The sequence below is a fragment of the Vibrio sp. 10N.247.310.23 genome (assembly GCF_041467155.1).
Lineage (GTDB): Bacteria > Pseudomonadota > Gammaproteobacteria > Enterobacterales > Vibrionaceae > Vibrio > Vibrio crassostreae_C.
In genome coordinates, this window is sequence record NZ_JBFSTZ010000019.1 from 74,908 (window position 1) to 92,826 (window position 17,919).

The 17,919-nt window shown below is 41.8% G+C and carries 12 protein-coding genes and 2 pseudogenes; 11 read left to right on the top strand and 3 right to left on the bottom strand.

Annotated features, from left to right (window positions below):
* Positions 1-14: 14 nt before the first annotated feature.
* From AB6D93_RS15320 to tssH, 3 genes and pseudogenes are all read right to left on the bottom strand, one after another.
* Positions 15-179: pseudogene (locus AB6D93_RS15320) on the bottom strand (helix-turn-helix domain-containing protein); the annotation flags it as partial.
* Between the two features lie 83 nt (positions 180-262).
* Positions 263-1,643 (bottom strand): annotated as a pseudogene (locus AB6D93_RS15325) (sigma 54-interacting transcriptional regulator); the annotation flags it as partial.
* Positions 1,630-4,323: a type VI secretion system ATPase TssH gene (gene tssH, locus AB6D93_RS15330; RefSeq protein WP_102333576.1), complete on the bottom strand. Its 2,694-nt coding sequence runs from the start codon at positions 4,321-4,323 to the stop codon at positions 1,630-1,632. The pseudogene AB6D93_RS15325 and the gene tssH, both read right to left, overlap by 14 nt.
* Before the next feature lie 454 nt (positions 4,324-4,777).
* Between tssH and AB6D93_RS15335 the strand changes: the two genes are divergently transcribed.
* From AB6D93_RS15335 to tssE, 11 genes are all read left to right on the top strand, one after another.
* Complete coding sequence (locus AB6D93_RS15335; protein ID WP_012600867.1) at positions 4,778-5,296, top strand: Hcp family type VI secretion system effector; 519 nt, start codon at positions 4,778-4,780, stop codon at positions 5,294-5,296.
* Between the two features lie 74 nt (positions 5,297-5,370).
* Positions 5,371-7,449 (top strand): type VI secretion system tip protein VgrG, encoded by a 2,079-nt coding sequence (gene tssI / locus AB6D93_RS15340; RefSeq protein ID WP_102333577.1) that lies wholly within the window; start codon positions 5,371-5,373, stop codon positions 7,447-7,449.
* Entirely contained in the window at positions 7,449-7,934 is a 486-nt protein-coding gene (locus AB6D93_RS15345) for a hypothetical protein (RefSeq protein WP_102333578.1), read from the top strand. The genes tssI and AB6D93_RS15345 overlap by 1 nt, the downstream gene beginning before the upstream one ends.
* A gap of 25 nt (positions 7,935-7,959) precedes the next feature.
* Positions 7,960-9,279 carry a hypothetical protein gene (locus tag AB6D93_RS15350; RefSeq protein WP_102333579.1) on the top strand — a complete coding sequence of 440 codons (1,320 nt, stop codon included), beginning with the start codon at positions 7,960-7,962 and terminating at the stop codon, positions 9,277-9,279.
* Positions 9,260-10,252, top strand: coding sequence for a DUF2169 domain-containing protein (locus AB6D93_RS15355; protein ID WP_102333580.1), 993 nt, complete (start codon positions 9,260-9,262; stop codon positions 10,250-10,252). The genes AB6D93_RS15350 and AB6D93_RS15355 overlap by 20 nt, the downstream gene beginning before the upstream one ends.
* Positions 10,245-11,198 (top strand): hypothetical protein, encoded by a 954-nt coding sequence (locus AB6D93_RS15360; protein WP_102333581.1) that lies wholly within the window; start codon positions 10,245-10,247, stop codon positions 11,196-11,198. The genes AB6D93_RS15355 and AB6D93_RS15360 overlap by 8 nt, the downstream gene beginning before the upstream one ends.
* Positions 11,199-11,865: 667 nt before the next feature.
* Positions 11,866-13,857: a protein kinase domain-containing protein gene (locus AB6D93_RS15365; protein WP_102333582.1), complete on the top strand. Its 1,992-nt coding sequence runs from the start codon at positions 11,866-11,868 to the stop codon at positions 13,855-13,857.
* Position 13,858: 1 nt separating this feature from the next.
* Positions 13,859-15,433, top strand: coding sequence for a type VI secretion system protein TssA (tssA, locus tag AB6D93_RS15370; protein ID WP_102333583.1), 1,575 nt, complete (start codon positions 13,859-13,861; stop codon positions 15,431-15,433).
* Between the two features lie 17 nt (positions 15,434-15,450).
* A complete protein-coding gene (tssB, locus tag AB6D93_RS15375; protein ID WP_017064520.1) occupies positions 15,451-15,957 on the top strand; it encodes a type VI secretion system contractile sheath small subunit in 507 nt (168 codons plus the stop codon).
* An 8-nt stretch (positions 15,958-15,965) separates the two neighbouring features.
* On the top strand, positions 15,966-17,441 hold the full coding sequence (tssC, locus tag AB6D93_RS15380; protein WP_017067544.1) for a type VI secretion system contractile sheath large subunit: 1,476 nt from the start codon (positions 15,966-15,968) through the stop codon (positions 17,439-17,441).
* A 60-nt stretch (positions 17,442-17,501) separates the two neighbouring features.
* On the top strand, positions 17,502-17,912 hold the full coding sequence (gene tssE / locus AB6D93_RS15385) for a type VI secretion system baseplate subunit TssE (protein ID WP_017064522.1): 411 nt from the start codon (positions 17,502-17,504) through the stop codon (positions 17,910-17,912).
* Positions 17,913-17,919: the final 7 nt, after the last annotated feature.

The window sequence follows — 17,919 nt, forward strand, 5'->3', positions numbered from 1 at the left end:
GTTTTCTCTTTGCCTCAGCCCGCTGCAGAAATATCGTATTTCTTCATCTTGTGATTGAGTGTACTTAACGGGAGCGATAGTTGTTCAGCCGCTCGTTTCGTGTGCCAATTACAAGAGTTTAAGCAGTCGATAATCACAGTTCGTTCATATTGACTGACGACCTCTTTTAGGCCAACTGCGACATCGTCATCTCCTAGAGGTTCAGGTTCGAACGTGGTTTGAATTGCCGATGTAGTTGGAGCAACAACTTGACGGTGTTCTACCTCTTCAGGGATCTGTTCACCAAACTCAATCTGAGTAATAGTTTCGAAATCTGATAATAAAACCGATCGCTCAATGATGTTTTTAAGCTCACGCACGTTACCGGGGTAGGTATAAGTAAGTAGTTGGTTTCTCACATTAGCACTCAATCCCGGTGATTGAGGCAAGCCTAACATCGTCGTGGTGTGCTGAACAAAGTGCTCGGCAAGTGGGATAATGTCCGCTTGTCTGGATCTCAGTGGTGGTAAGGTGATGGGAAATACGTTCAAGCGGTAGAACAAATCGGCCCTAAAGCCTCCGTCTTTAATCTGTTGCATTAAGTTACAGTGTGTCGCAGCAATGACTCTAACATCCACTTCAATCTCTCTGCTGGCGCCTACAGGGCGAACTTTACGTTCTTGTAGCACACGTAGCAGTTTAGCTTGAAGTAGCATTGGCATATCGCCAATTTCATCTAGGAATAGGGTACCACCGTTTGCTGCTTCAAATAAGCCAACTTTGTCCTTGTCTGCACCGGTAAATGAGCCCTTTCTGTGCCCGAAAAGTTCGGATTCCAGAAGTTGTTCAGGAATTGCGGCACAGTTCTGAACGATTAATGCTTGGTCAGAACGATTCGAGTTTTCGTGAATGTATTTTGCAATGACTTCTTTACCCGCACCCGTCTCGCCTCTAAGTAAGACGTCGACAGGCAGAGAGAGCACCTTATCAAGTCGGCTCAATACATTGACCATCTCTTCACTTTCAGCGATCGGACCTTGATAGGTTTTCTTTGTCCGCTTTTTTAGCTGAGTATTTTCACGGACCAATGCTTGGTTATCGGCGCTTAAACTCTTAATCACTTGTCCATATTGCTCTAACCAAATGGCATGGCGAATATTACTTGCCGCCATTCGGCAAAACTCGGTAAGTGCGGTTTCGTTATCGATAACGCTTAAATCGAGCAAAACCAATAATCCAATGGTTTTGCCTTCATCATCAATCAATGGCCAAGCAAGTAAGTTGTTGCTTTTTAGACCTAACGTTTGCTCGGTTTGATAGATGCCTTCGCAGTCATAACCATTGTAAGTGTATAGCTCATTGATCAAGACAACTTCGCCGTTACGTACGGCGAAGTTGAATGGGTCGGCTTCACTTACTGTGTCTAACTGCAGAGGCTCCCAAGGATGTGAGGCAATGACTTTTTCATGGTGGTGTGCGGTGCTCGGAATCAAGGCTTGACCGGTTTGGTCAAGCACGTAAATGATGCCATGTTTCGCGAAAGTCATTTGCCTTGCTGCTGTGAGAACGGCATCCAAAGTTTGAGCTAACTGGCTGCGATCAGCCAGAGATTGGCTGATCGCAAGTAGGGCGTTACTAAGCTCACTATGGTTAGCTGAACGCATAGGTTAGAGTTCCTTGCTCGTCCACAGAAACTTCAATTTGAGTATGTGAATCATCCTTGTCATTCACCAGTAGTTGAGTCGAAAGCTGCGGCAATAGTTGACGGTTAATAACGGCATCAATATTTCGAGCTCCCGTCTCTGCAAGGCGGCAGTTGCCTAATACGAATTCCACTAAGTTATCACCATAGCAAAGTGCCAGTTTGTGGTGGCTTTGTAGGCGCTCAGACACTTTCTTCAGTTTATGATGGATGATATCAGTCATTGCTGCGTCTGAAAGTGGAAGGAATGGCAACACGGACATACGAGCCAACAAGGCTGGCTTGAAGTGTTGATTCAACGTTGGGCGAATGGCTTCAGCGACGATATTGGCATCAATGTCTTTCGCTTGGTGAACTAAAGACTCAATCTCATGAGTCGCAAGGTTACTTGTCATGATGATGAGTGTATTTTTGAAGTCGATGGTACGACCTTCGCCATCATTTAGCGTGCCTTTGTCGAACACTTGGTAGAACAGGTTGAGTACTTCTGGATCTGCTTTTTCAACTTCATCTAAAAGAACAACAGAGTAAGGGCGCTGACGAACTGCTTCGGTCAGCATACCGCCTTCACCAAAACCAACATAGCCAGGAGGAGAACCAATAAGACGAGAAACCGTGTGTTTCTCTTGGAACTCAGACATGTTGATGGTTGTCATGAAGCGTTCACCACCAAACATCTGATCAGCGATAGCGCGAGCGGTTTCTGTTTTACCTACACCACTTGGGCCAACCAATAAGAAAACACCCGTTGGTGCTTCTGGGTTACCTAATCCCGCTTTTGCGGTTTGAATACCTTCAGCAAGCGCATCAATGGCAAATTCTTGGCCTTTAATGTTTTGGATTAGGTTTTGTTTCAAGTTTAAGGTTGCTTGCGACTCATCTTGAAGCATCTTACCAATAGGGATGCCTGTCCAATCAGAAATTACATGACTAATTTCGTCGGGACCCACTTCATAGTGAACGAGTGGATTGGTACCGCGCACGTTATCTAAACGTTCGTTACAAGATTGAATAGCTTCGCGAGTCTGCTCTTCAGAATATTCATGACAATTTGGTTTGTCACTTGTTAGTGCGTCATCATCTTGAACCGTATTGTCAGCTATAGGAGCGCTGTCTTCTTCAGTCGAAGGAGTCGTAAGGCTATAAAGATGGCTACGCAGTTCAATGATTTCTTGAATAAGAGATTGTTCTTTCTTCCATTGAACTTGAAGGGTAGCTTGTTCTTCGGTGGCCTTTTCAATCTTCTCTTTTAGATCAGGAATTAAAGCGGCGCTGTGTTTGTCACCGGTTTGCTGCAGTTGGTCACGCTCAAGAGCTTCGAGCTCGCGATTCGCAGCTGCAATTTCTTGATGTAATGTTTCAACAGGTGCCGGTGTTGCATTAAGACTAATATTGACGCGAGCACAAGCCGTATCTAACACGTCGATTGCTTTATCTGGCAGTTGGCGTCCAGTGATGTAACGATCAGCTAAGTTTGCTGCGGCAGTGATTGCGTCGTCACGTACGTATACGTTATGTGACTTTTCATAGGCTGGTCTTAAGCCTCGGATGATCAATGCGGCTTGACTAGCCGATGGCTCATCGAGTTTTACTAGTTGGAAACGGCGCGCCAGAGCTGGATCTTTTTCGAAATATTTCTTGTATTCAGACCATGTGGTGGCAGCAATTGTTTTTACTTCACCACGTGCTAGAGCGGGTTTAAGTAGGTTGGCAGCATCGCTGCCTCCAGCTTGATTGCCTCCCCCAACTAGCGTGTGAGCTTCATCTATAAATAAAATGATTGGAGTCGGTGAATTCTTCACTTCATCTAGTACTGCGTTAAGGCGTTTTTCAAACTCACCTTTTACACTCGCTCCTGCTTGAAGTAAGCCCATGTCTAGGCCGTATAGTTCAACACCTTTGAGGCAGTCTGGAACATCTCCTTCGGTAATTTTTAATGCAAGACCCTCTACCACCGCTGTTTTACCAACTCCCGGCTCACCTACGGCGATTGGGTTATTTTTTCTGCGTCGCGCCAATATGTCGATTATTTGTCGGATTTCCTGATCACGGCAGAATACTGGGTCGATCTCGCCCTTTCTTGCTTTGCCGGTAAAGTCGGTGGTGAATTTACTTAATGCCGAACCATCTTCACGTGTGTCGGTTTTTTCTGATGTCGTTGCTAAAGATTCTAGAGAGTTTGTTGTGAGTTCAGAAAAGTTACGCTTTAAGGTATCTGGGTTTACACCGTCTAAGATTGAAGCGTAGCCGTGCTGACCATAGCGTAGTGGGTTACTCACGAGTGTAAGAAGTAGGGCGCCAGAGCGAATCTGAGTTTCGGATAGATCTAAAGATGAGACCAACCAACTTTCTTGAAGCCATTCGATTAAAAGCGAAGAAAAAACGGGCTTGCTGCCGTTGCCTGTTGTGTTGGTATCTAAAGTCGAACGAATGGATTGCCTTAAAATGGTCTCTGAGCAATCGAAATGACTTAATAAGATATCAAAATCACTATTTGGCCTTTCTAATAAGCTTAATAGATAGTGTTCAATTTGCACTTCATTGGCTTTTTCCGATACGGCTAATGCAGCGGCGTCCTCTAAAGCGACTTTTACAATAGGGTGCAGACGTTGTATTAAAGAGGAAAGGTTTATATTTATCATTTTAGTTCTATTAGTTATGTATATGGGATGCAGCAATTATACTAAAATTGATAACTGGTTTTTTATTCGGTGATGAATTTACTATTGTTTATTGGTTACTTTTATTGTTTGTTTTGGCTTTTTATCTGACTAATATTCAAAATCCCGTTCAAAATAATAAATAGTCTAGGCGTTATGATTTAATTGCTAGTTTTTTTGACTTTATTTCTAATCTTCGAGATGGTTATTTTGCCTTTGTTTTTTAAATTCAATTTATTAGTATCCACGTTCAATAAATCGTTTTTCTAAACAACAAATTGTTGTTAAATATAATATTTATAACGGATAATTTATTGTAACTATCTGTATTTATTGGTTTTATAAAGTTGGCATGATGTTTGTATTAGCTTAATCAGTCGCGGTGATAAGCGATTTGGTGAATTAATGAATTATAAATTTTAAAAAGGAAATATCGATGCCAACTCCAGCATATATGTCTATCAATGGTGAAACTCAAGGTCACATTACTAAAGATACTTACTCTGCAGATTCTGTAGGTAACACTTGGCAAGAAGCTCACGTTGATGAGTTCCTAGTTCAAGAACTTGATCACGTACTAACAGTTCCACGTGACCCACAAAGTGGTCAGCCAACAGGTCAACGTGTTCACCGTCCGGTAGTAGTAACTAAAGTACAAGACCGTTGTTCACCTCTGTTATTCAACGCATTAGTGTCTGGCGAAAAGCTTCCTGAGTGTGTAATCCGTTTTTACCGTACTTCAGTACAAGGTAAGCAAGAGCACTACTACTCAATCAAGTTAATTGATGCACTACTAGTAGATATTCAAACTCGTATGAATCACTGTCAAGACGCTGCAACTTCAGATCGTGTAACTGAAGAAGTACTTAAGCTGACTTACCGTGCAATCGAAGTTACTCACGAAAACTGTGGTACTGCTGGTAATGATGACTGGCGTGCTCCACGCGAAGCTTAATCGCTTTTCGTGAAAAACAAAGGGTCAACAACTGCTGTTGGCCCTATTTCTATTATTAGTATCAGGTAAAAGATATGGTGAATGACGTAGAATTTAAGTTTGAACTGCAAGGCTCTGAGCATGATTTTCGTGTGGAGAGCTTTCAGGTAATCGAAGAGCTTTCAAAGCCTTTTCAAATCAGCCTATCATTACTTTCACTTGATCCTGATATCTCATTTGATGCACTTATCCGTAAACCAGGTAGCTTGACTCTATATGGCCAAGGTGTCAGTTCAGCGAGATGCTTTCACGGCGTAGTTAATGAAGTTCGTTACCTTGGATCGGGTAGGAGATTCTCCCGTTACCAACTGACTCTTGTTCCGCAAGCTTGGTTTTTGAGCCAAAGACAAGACTGCCGAATATTTCAACAAAAATCAGCGTCGGCGATCATCTCTGAAGTTTTAGATGATGCGTCAGTAACTGATTATCGATTAGAGCTGTCAGGCGTATATCCTTCAAAAGAATACGTGCTCCAATATCGAGAGACAGACCTAGAGTTTGTTCAACGAATTTTGGCTGAGCATGGTATGTGGTACTACTTTGAGCATACAGAAGCTAACCACACAATGGTTATTGTCGACAGTAATGATGCAATCGCTGAGTTATTGAGCTCACCACTTAACGGGTCTTATTTGGGTCCTATTGTTTATCATGCTGATGGTGGTGGTGTTGCAGATCGCGAGCATATCTCTGATCTTGAACTTGTGAATCGAGTGAAAACCGGCCACGTTACTTACACTGACTATAACTACGAGTTTCCGAAGATCCCTCAGGAAATGAGCAGCTCCGGCGAACTCGATTTAGACCTTAAATTGTTCGATTTCCCAGGGCGTTACGTTGATCCAATGATGGGTCAAGTAAGATCAAATGAATGGATGTCTGAATATGTTGTTGATAATCAGCAAGTGGAGGCGACCAGTAATGTCATGAGGCTGGCGTCTGGATACAGTTTTAGTATCAGTGAGCATCCACGTTCAGCAATCAACCGTGATTATCTCATGTTATCGGTAATGCATAGTGGCCATGACCCTCAGGTTCATGAAGATGAAACTAATGGTCTGCCAACTACATATCACAATCAGTTTGCGTGCATTCCTAGGAATGTTGAGTTTAGAGCTCCAAAACTTGAGGCTCCTTTGGTTGAAGGTACACAAACAGCGGTCGTTGTGGGGCCTGCAGGCGAAGAAATCTATACTGATAAGCTTGGACGAATCAAAGTTCAGTTCCATTGGGACCGTTATGGCGAGAGCGATGAGCATTCCAGTTGTTGGATTCGAGTGAGTCAATCAATGGCAGCACCGACTTGGGGGGCGGTATACCTACCTCGCATCGGTCATGAGGTGGTTGTTACCTTCCTAGAGGGAGACCCTGATAGGCCTTTAGTTACTGGTGCAGTTTATAACGGACTTCATTATCCTCCTTATTCGTTACCAGAGAACAAAACGCGTACAACTTTCAGAACTCAAACGCATAAAGGGACAGGCTATAACGAGTTGAGCTTTGAAGACGAAGCTAACCAAGAAGAAGTCTACATTCATGCGCAAAAGGACATGTCGACTAAGGTTTTGAATAACCGCTACCGCGACATAGGCCAAGATGAGTTTTTAAAGGTTGCACGCCATCAGACAAATGATGTTCACGGTGATCACAAAGAGACCATTGACGGACACAAGGCCACCCAAGTTAACAGCACGTTTACTGAAACTGTCGAACAAGATGTATCCGTTACTTACAACGCTAATGAAACTCAATATGTTAAGAACAACTCTGACTTAGAAATTGGAGACAATCAAATTACCAAGATTGGTAAGAATGATGATTTGGATGTTGGTGAAAACAGTAATTTAACGGTAGGTGCATCAAAAAGTTCTGATATAGGGGCCGATGATAACCAGACGGTTGGTGGCAACTTAACGGTCTCTGTTAAAGGAAACACTTCATACAAAGCCGATGGCGCGACGCAGGTCATAAGCGGTGACAAGATAGTACTGAAGACGGGTGGATCTTCATTAGTGATGAATAGTGACGGTTCTATCAAGTTATCAGGTTCCTCAATAACCATCGAAGGAAGCGATAAAGTTGTAATCAAAGGTGGAAACGTGGCGATCAATTAATGATGGAAAAACAAACCCCAATTATACAAACCATCACCGAACAGCAAGCCGAATCAACGGCTTGCTTTTCGCGTTTTGGAACAATTGTATCGATTAACGAAACTAAGAGTGGTGTTCGCGTCGATTTTGAAGGAAACCCGTTGCAGCAGCCAATTAATGCGAGGTTGGGGAGAGGGTTTAAATTAGCTGAGTTGCAACTTGCTATTGATAACAACCTTTCATGTCGTATCGAGTTTCTTAATAACGACTTTAACCTTCCTTTAGTCACAGATATCTTTTTCTCCATTGTTGATGACTCGGATGAGTTTGTACTGAGAGCCAAGAAAATGGTTATTGAAACGGAACAAGAGTTAATTGTGAGAAGTGGCGAAACAGAGACTCGTTACAGCGGCCGTGATGGCCGAATTACCACCAAAGCCAAATATGTGACTTCTCAAGCTGAGAAGGCTCAAAAAATTCAAGGCGGCACCATAGCGATCAATTGATCGTGTTACTAGATTGGATTCACGGATGCGTCAAAAAATAGGTATAGATCAACTAAACCAGCCGATTACTAATGAAGATGTGGAACTGGCCATCGCTAATGCGGAAATTACGCTCACTTTATTGAACGAGCTTCCTATCAAATGGCTGGATATGTGTAATGAAAAGCTGTCACTGGCTTCGGAGACATTCGGTTTCTTGTTAAAGCAACGCTTACAAGTACATAAAAGGGGATACCCAAGCGTTAAACTGGAGTATTTAGCGCTGGCTGAGCGTCAGATTGAAGACCTAAAAAATGTTTATTTGTCTTTCTATCGATTGGCTCCGGGATTGATTCATCAATTAAAGCAGAGCGAACCAACCATTTATGCTTGGCTCATGTTGAATTCTGAAATTGGACAAGAGCACGAAAACCTACTTTGTGGTTTATCGATACTTGATGATTTGGATTACCAAACCGCAAAATTGCTAGTTGTTCAGTCATCATTATCAGACATCGACTCTGTGATCATCGGAATGGTTGAAGGTGGTTGTAAGCTTCCCTTACTTTTCCTTGAAAGCATACAGTTACGTCAGAGTATTACTGTCGGTTTATTAAAACGTTGGCTCAAAGATAAACGATTTTCCGATCATAAAACGCATTCGTTTTTATCTTTACAAAATGATTCAGAGAGCGTCATTTGGTTAGTTGAAAATACTGCGGGCAGTCAGAATTTGTTTGAACGATTACTTGCGAAGGAAGACAGGAATACATGGTTTCGTAAGGAGTTCGGTGTATCCGTCGATGGTGTCTTTGATCCTGAAGTCATTACTTTTGCCAAACTTTTAGAACTCAAAGAGTTTTCCAAGTTTGATACGAGCGGTGCGCTGGCGCCAATTGAGTTTGTTTTACATGGCCTGAATGAGCACGTTCCTGAAATAGTTGAATTGATGTTAAGCCTTGATGAGTTCGATGGCGAGCAATGGGTTCAGGCGCTCTATATTGTCTATGGACAACGTATGCCAGTGACACCAGAAAATTTTGGCCTCGACTTTGAGTGGCACGAAATACTCATAAAGTTAACAGAGTGGGTTGAAAGTGGTGCTTACATACAAGTATCACCAAGTCGAATGGGGCAACCTTTGACCTTAGAAACCAGTATACAAGCCATGTTCGATACTCAGGTTAGTACCGTATTTAGGGTTTGGATTTGGCGACAGGTTTGTCTTCACACTCGATCATACATTCCTTGGGATTTTACTATGCCTGCTCATCAACAAAACTGGAATATCACACGATTAACTCAGAATTCAACAGCCTCAGAAAGGTTTAATCTAAGGAATAATAATGCAGTTGTGGGATATTGAGAACCATCCAGAACTTTCAATCAAAGGCCGTTTTCAACGGGACCATAATGGCAATGAGGTGTGGGTTGTCGTTGGAAAACGCTCATGGCAACTCGTAGGTTCTGTTTGGAAGGAGCAAGAAGAGGCAGAGATCTATGACGATCCTGTCTATCTGGGTGAAGCAGGGCTTTCCGCGATGAAAGCTGACCAAGAGTTCTCAGTTGTTAAAACCAACACAGATGTACTGATTTTCGGTAAGGCCCGAAGCTACGCGAAAAAGGCAGTTACGTACCATGAGTGTCGGCTTTTGATTGATGGCCATATCGACAAAACCATATCGGTACTTGGTGATAGGCAATGGATTGAGCACGGAGGTAGCGTAACGCTAAGTAAACCACTCCCATTTGTGGAAAAAGAGATGGACTTCTCCTGTGCTATCGGAGGCGATTTAAGAAACCGGCTCGGCGGAGGTATTGCTGATACTAAAGGGGAACTATTGAAACAGAAGGTTCCTTCGGTTTTTTATCCTACGGAAGATTGGAGTGCGACACCCAAGAATACACGGGTTGCTGGATTTGGCCCGTTAGCCCCATTTTTCGGGGCTCGTCAGCAATATGCTGGCACTTTTGATGACGATTGGCTAGAGAATAGGAAACCTCTTTATCCCGTAGACTTTGACCAGCGTTTTTATCAGAGTGCGCCACTAGACCAACAATGCAAAGGCTTCATATCTGGCGGTGAACGATTGATGATGAGTGGCTTTTGCCATAATGATGCACTCTCTTTCCGTTTCCCCAAAGAGATGTATGTAGCAGAAGCTCAATTTAAAAATGCCAACTATCAAGTAGATATGCCTATTTCTACGGTTTTCATTGATACAGAGGCTCGCATACTTTCAATCAGTTACAGCGCTGCCTTTCCATGTCAAGGCGAGGAGCATCTTTTAGTGTCAACGAAGATCCATAAAAAACAGGAGTTGTCGGATAATGAATAACAATTCAGCACGATTCGTTATTGGTATGGAAGCCATGACACCAACGGGCATGAATCTTGATATTGCCACAACAGTTGCCAAAGCGGATTTGGGAAGGTTCGATCAGCAAGTGGCCGGTGATGGGATAGAAAGATTCACGTACGCTAGTATTGAATACATTTCCAGTACATCATTGTTTGACAAGTGTTCGGTGCTTATTGAGAGCTTGATCGACTCTCTTTTAAAGCAGTTACCTACATCATTAAAGCCTATTCCGTTACTCGTCAATGTACCGGGCTCTATTTCTGCTGTGGAGATGAGTCAGTGGTTAAGTGAATGTAAGCATTGTGATTCAATATCACGTTATGAAGTGGTTCAACAAAGTGGACCATCATACTTGACCACATCATTGGCTAAGTTGAACCAATTCGATGCAATAATGAGTATCTCAGTAGATTCACTTGTTGATGATCTCAGTGACTTAATCGAATCTGGAGATGTCATGAGTTCAACTAATCCATGGGGCATAATACCGAGTGAGGGCGGGGCGGGTTTACTGTTATGTCGGAATAACTTGGTGCAAACGTTAAAGCTTAAACCCAAAGCAAAGTTAGGTTATTTCGAAGTAGAACCTGCAAATACAACGCGAAGGTCAGTAATGAAGCTCGTCAGGAATGCGAGTCGCAATATCAAGAGTTTTGGGCCTGTATTCTCTGATATGACTAATCTGAGGTCTCATACTGAAGATTATGGGTTCGCGTTAGGTGCACGCGCCGAATGTTTTGATAACCCACAGCAGCCCACTTTAATTAATGATTTATGGGGTACATTGGGTAGTTGTTCTGCATTGGCATTAATGGCCTGCACTATCCAAGAGGTAACGCATAATAGCCCTGTAACCCTGTTAATGTTTGATGTTAAAGGAGAAAGGGCGTTGCTCCAACTCACTTGTATGAAACAGACCTGACTGCATAGCCGTGATACGAAACGCTTATATTATAATCATTATCACACGACAATTATCTGAAAGGCGATTCAGTAGACAAAGTTAGTCTTAGCGTTTATTTAGATCCACCTTATTCATCAAGCCGCTTTAGTTGCTGCACCGCTCTATCTCTAAATTTGTAACACCTTGATGAAACTGATGTGTATTTTTATCATCGTAATTAAGTATAGCGTTGTACATTCCAATGACGAACTCAAGCTTAGGAGCGGGGCTTGATGGTTTTATGATAAGTGAGCAGTATTTCAGTGCTTTACCATACTCACTTGATATCGAACTATTCCTAATTCCTATTTGGTGAATCCACTTCCCAAACACCTATTCCAATTATAGAGATAATCAATATTATTTCTGAACATTACTCAGATAAACGAACAATTCGTTTTTATTAGAATGAACTAAAAATGTGACTCAGTTAACAATGTATGTTTAGTTCGTTATTTACGTGGATAAGTACCCTAATTTTTAGCCAAAAATAGTTAGTTAAAGCGTTTGTCGTAATGTTCGGTTGTTTAGTAATAATAACTGAATTAATAGTCTTACCGATGGTTTTAAATACTGCTATTGAAAAGGGTATTGGACAGTAATTATTATCCAGCATTAATTTATTTCGTTTGATAAAGAGTTTAGTGTGCCAGAAAAGCAAGGGACAGCCAAAGGTTATCTAGATAAGTTGGTTGTGAAAGCGATCGAAAAGAAAAATCAGCAAGCTCAGAATATGGCTAATAAAAATAAGCCCAAGCTAGAGTATGTGATTTTCTCCCAATTTGACGTGTTAGATACATTACCTTCAAAAAATGGCAAAACGACTGTTTATCACCTGGCCAAGAAAGGGAACCCTGAAAAACAGGTTTGCTGTAAGGTTTTAAATGAAGGTTCATCTGAACTTGCGAATGAATTAATCATTAATGAAGCCAGTCGTCTTGAGATGTCTCAACATCCGAGTGTTGCTGATTTCATTAAAATAGGCAAAGAGTTCGATCGACCATACTTTATGTATCAGTGGATTCAGGGCGAATCTTTGGCTGAAAAAATGGCTCGTCATACTCCTAAAGGTTTTAGGCATGATCATATTGCGTGGCTGATATATCAATTATCTGGTGCGCTTGAGTTTATGCACACGAGAGGTGTCTGCCATTTAGATATTAAACCTTCAAACATTATTGTTACAGAGTCCGATTATGTAAAGTTGATCGACTTTGGTGCTGCTCGTTATGTTGGTGAATCTAATACTTACGCAGAAGCAAGCATGAGCTATGCGTCTCCTGCATTTATAAAGTCTGGCGTGGCTCAACCTCAAGATGACGTCTATTCATTGGCGTTATTAACTGGGCATCTATTTCTTGGTGCTGCATTTGGTGATGCTTGGACAACTCAATTACAAGCAAAAAAACGACCAGGTTTAATCCCTAACCATGTATGGAAGTTAATTAAAGATGTTGTCAACAACCCTCGACAGCACAGGTATACAGCGACTTCGTTTGCGCAGCAACTAGCTAAGATCGATACCCAAAAATTTGGTGCTGATGTAAGTGCTCCCTTATTTAGTAGTTTACGGAATGCTGATCTCGTTCTAACCAAACATCGAACTATTGACAGAATTCAAAGTGGTCGACTCCGATACTTAGAAGCGAGTTTGGTTCTGTGTGTCGTAATTATCACTGGCACATATTTATATAACCAAGGTCAGCCTGAATGGAAATCGATTGTTAAATCTACCAGCAGTTCAAGTAGCCTTGTGAGCACTATTAAACCTGCACAAACCGCGTCTTTTTTAGCGCAGTCTCCATGGGATATTGAATTCGCGTTACAAGATATGGAAAAAGATGTCGTCTCGACAGCTCCTTACCGAGAAGCTTATGAAGTCCAACAGAGCAAATTAGCTAAGTTGTATAAAAACTATGAATCGGACTTGAATGAATATGAAGGGGCGGTCGATCTACTTCCTAAAACTCTGATGTCGATCCGGCATGATCTCGTTGTTTTGCGAGAAAAACTGAACAGTGACGGCTCTCTATTTCCTTATGCAGATAAAGCGCTGACGGAAACGATGGCAAGTCTGAATAAGGCGACCATCAATTCACAAAATATTGCCGCCTTTGGTGGGAATCAAGAACAGCGTTTAGTCGAACTCATCTTAGATGGGAAATCAGATGTTGCAGACAGTGATATTGAAACTGCTTGGAAAGTAAACCAGTCAAGAGCCTACTTTTATAGTCATGTATTACCGCGAAAAGTGCTCAGCGGAATAGATGCCTCGATAGAGAAAAATGCAAAGCAGCATTATTACACCAAAGCAATTCTTGAGGCAGAAGCTGCGCAATCATTTTTTGGTAACACGCCAAAATTGAAAGCTAAAGTAAGAGCTCTAAAAGTAGCAAGAAGCGAATTTATCTTGTTCAGTACTGTAACTGAACAATCAGTATTTGGCCGACAGAAACTTCACGACTCGTTAGCTGATCTAGAGACTAATGCCCCTAAGAAATTCAGCGAAATAACGGAAATTCTTAATAGTATGGCAAGTGATTCTATAGACAAAAGTCATCAACTATCTAAACCAGCGCGAGGTGCTATAGCAATCGAGCGAGCAATTAGAAATTACAATTCTGAAAGCAGAGGTTAACTTGAGTCTGATCGATACTGAAACGCTATTAGCACCAATATCTGAACACTCACCAACTGGTGAGGATGCTAGGTACGAGTTTTGCTATGAAATGATGGAAGCCGAAGTGAAAAAATTTGGTTCATTATTTGGCGAGACTGTCGACTGGCATATTGTAAAAGTCCATTCAATAGAGGTGTTAAGTCAACATAGTAAGGATCTTAAAGCGCTTTGTTATCTGATTCGCTCTTTGGTGGAGGATAAAGGTGTGATAGGGCTTGAGGAAGGATTATCTTTGCTCAATGACTCAATCAGTCATTTTGGTCATGATCTATACCCGAAACGTAAAAGAGGTAGAGATGGGGCTGTTGAGTGGCTCAATCATCAATTCAAACTCGTCGCGACTAAATTGTCTACAGAATCTCTTGATTGGGAAGTTCTATCTCGATGTATCACATTAACTGAAGGTATCCAGCGTCAGTTTGACGAGATATTTAAAGACTCTGATGTGGACTTTTTCGAATTAAAAAGTCATTTGAATCAACTAAGGCAGAACGCATCTTTAAATGAAGAAACCTTGATTGAAGGCAGTGTGGCTGATTCAGACCCGCTCATTGATGTTGTTGCACTGTCCGAGAAAACTATCGTTCCACAAAGCCACGAAACTGACAGTCCTACGACGCAAGCCACATCTAATCAGAAACGAAGTAAACCTCGAGAGCACAGCACTGTAGACGTAGATACAGACTTTTCATCTCCGACTGCATCAAAGCGTACGTTAAAAAAAGTGTCTGAAATAATGGTGCATTCAAACCCGACTGAACCTTTAGGATATCGGATTTACCGTCACCTGACATGGGCCGATGTTGATGGTCTACCAGACCACCAAGACAATGTAACGCCTCTTAGCCTTGCTGTGTCATCAGACCAGCAGGCGGAATATAGAGATAAAGCAAATCAAGAAAGTGATATCGATACGATCAAGCGTCTAGAGCGAACACTTACTGATGCGCCATTTTGGCTGACTGGGCATTATTTCGTTTATTCAATGTTAGACAATCTTGGGTATGACGAAGCTGCGTTGGCTGTAAAGCAAGAAACAAAGAGATTTGTCGATTCTTTTGAGGGAATTGAGAACCTCTCTTTCAAAAATTCTATTCCATTTGCGGATGAAGCAACGATTACTTGGTTGTCTACAGGTAACGCTTGTCCTTCGGGTAAGTCGTCAATAATTCAAACTATTGTTGTAGCTGAAGATGATCTATCTGAGATGGAGGATATTGCCCTAGGTGACTTGGGTAAATATGTGGCTGAACTGTCAAACAAACTCGAGTTGGATAACTCCGGTCGTGGACAATTCATGTTGCACTTAAAGTTAGTGAAAGCCTACCAAAGTGTTGGTTTATACCCTTTGTGCTTGCCTTACTTGGAACAAAGTTGGGCGGTGGCTAAGGAACTAAATCTATCAATTTGGGAACCCCATTTGTTTTTTTCTTTAGAAAATCTAATTCAAAAAACTCTAAAGGAACTATATCGAACTAAGGATTTTTTACCTGTGAGATATAGCGAATGGCAAACAATTTATGACCAGCAATAAACTAGAAAGGACTAATTATGTCACGTGATGGCTCGGTGGCTCCGAAAGAGCGAATTAATATACGTTATGTTCCAGCAACAGGCGATGCGTCTGATGATGTTGAACTGCCCCTAAGTATGATGGTTGTCGGTGACTTCACTGCTCGTGCAGATGAAACTCCGATCGAAGAGCGTAATCCGATTAATATCGATAAAGATAACTTTAACGAAGTATTAGAAGGTTACGCACCGAATATCAAAGCAAATGTTGAAAACCGTCTTTCTGATGAAGAAGGTGCGCAAATTGGCGTTGATATTACATTCAAAAATATGAAGGACTTTACTCCAGAGTCGATTGCGAAGAGCGTTCCTGAGCTGAATGGTTTACTAGAACTTCGTGAAGCCTTGGTTGCATTGAAAGGCCCTCTAGGGAATGTACCTGCTTTCCGTAAGAAGATTGCAGCAGTTCTTCAAGATGAAGAAGCAAGAAAGAAACTTTTGGATGAACTAAGCATTGGTGCAGACCAAGGCGAAAAAGCAGAGTAAGGAAGATCATGTCGGCAGAAGCACAAGCACCAGAACAAGAAGCAGCTCTAGTTGAGTCAGGCTCTCTTCTGGATAGCATTTTAAATGAGACTCGCATTAAACCTAGTGATGAGGGTTTTGACGTTGCAAAGCGTGGCGTTGAAGCATTCATTGGTGAGTTATTAAGCAGCTCAACAGTAGAAAAAGTAGACCAGTCTTTAGTTGATTTGATGATCTCTGAGATTGATCAAAAGTTGTCTAAACAGGTTGATGCAATTCTTCACAACGAAGAAGTTCAAGCGATTGAATCAACATGGCGTGGTCTTAAATATCTTGTTGATCACACGGACTTCCGTGAAAACATTCAAATCGAACTTATTTCGGCTAAGAAAGACGAAGTTCTGGATGATTTTGAAGATGCTCCTGAAGTAGTGAAATCAGGTTTATATAAGCAGATTTATACTCGTGAATACGGTCAATTTGGTGGTAAGCCTGTAGGTGCCGTTATTTGTGATTACCAACTATCTGCGTCTTCGCCTGATATTAAACTAATGGAATATATGGGTAATGTAGGTGCTATGTCTCATGCACCATTTATTACTTCTGCATCTTCTCAATTCTTTGGTTTAGATTCTTATGAAGAATTACCAAACTTAAAAGACTTAAAGTCGGTATTTGAAGGTCCTCAGTATACTAAGTGGCGCGGATTCCGTGAGCACGAAGACGCACGTTATGTTGGGCTGTGTACATCACGTTTTATGCTGCGTACGCCATACTCAGTTGAAGACAACCCAATTAAGGCGTTTGACTACGATGAAATGGTTACGGACAGCCATGACAATTACCTTTGGGGTAACTCAGCTTATGCTATGGCTTCAAAGATCAGTGAGTCGTTTGCAAAATATCGCTGGTGTCCAAACATTATTGGCCCGCAAAGTGGTGGTGCGGTAACCGATTTACCGGTTTATAACTTTGAAGCGATGGGTCAGATCGAAACTAAGATCCCAACCGAAATTCTGGTTTCTGACCGCCGTGAGTATGAACTTGCAGAAGAAGGCTTTATGGCTTTAACAATGCGTAAAGGTTCTGATAACGCAGCGTTCTTCTCGGCAAACTCAGTTCAAAAACCAAAAGTGTTTGCGAATACACCTGAAGGCAAGCAAGCTGAGATGAACTACAAGTTGGGTACTCAGCTACCTTACATGTTCATTATTAACCGCTTAGCTCATTACATTAAAGTACTTCAACGTGAGCAAATTGGTTCTTGGAAAGAGCGTACCGATTTGGAAGTTGAGCTAAATAAATGGATCCGTCAATACGTATCTGATCAAGAGAACCCGCCAGCAGAAGTTCGTGGTCGTCGACCGTTACGAGCGGCTAAAGTCGAAGTGTCTGACGTTGAGGGTGACCCAGGTTGGTATAAAGTATCGATGTCTGTTCGTCCTCACTTCAAGTACATGGGCGCGAGCTTTGACTTATCTTTGGTTGGTAAGCTAGACCAATAATAAGTTTGGAAATAAATAAGCGGCCAGGTTTACTGGCTGCTTTTCTTCTTAGAGTGTTATATGGAAAAAGGTTACCGATTATTAGAACGAATTGAACTTGGTGAGCCGAAAAATTGTTATGAAAAAGTGGTTTCACATAGGCATTTAATTGAATCCATTCATCTGCACCTTGCTGATTTGCTTAATACTCATGCGGGTAATTCAATGATCGATCGGGAATATGGCTTACCTGATTTCAATGATGTTCTATCGAACAACACCAATTTAGTTCGTCACATCCAAAAGAACATCACTTCCACAATAGAAAGCTTCGAACCTCGGCTACGAAGTGTTGAAGTACATTACCGAGAAAATCACAACAACCCTCTTCAATTAGGCTTTGGCATATGCGGAGAAGTCTTACACAACGGTGGAAAAGTTCCGATGTCTATCGATGTCTATATGGGAACTGACGGCCAATTTAACGTTTAGTAGGTGC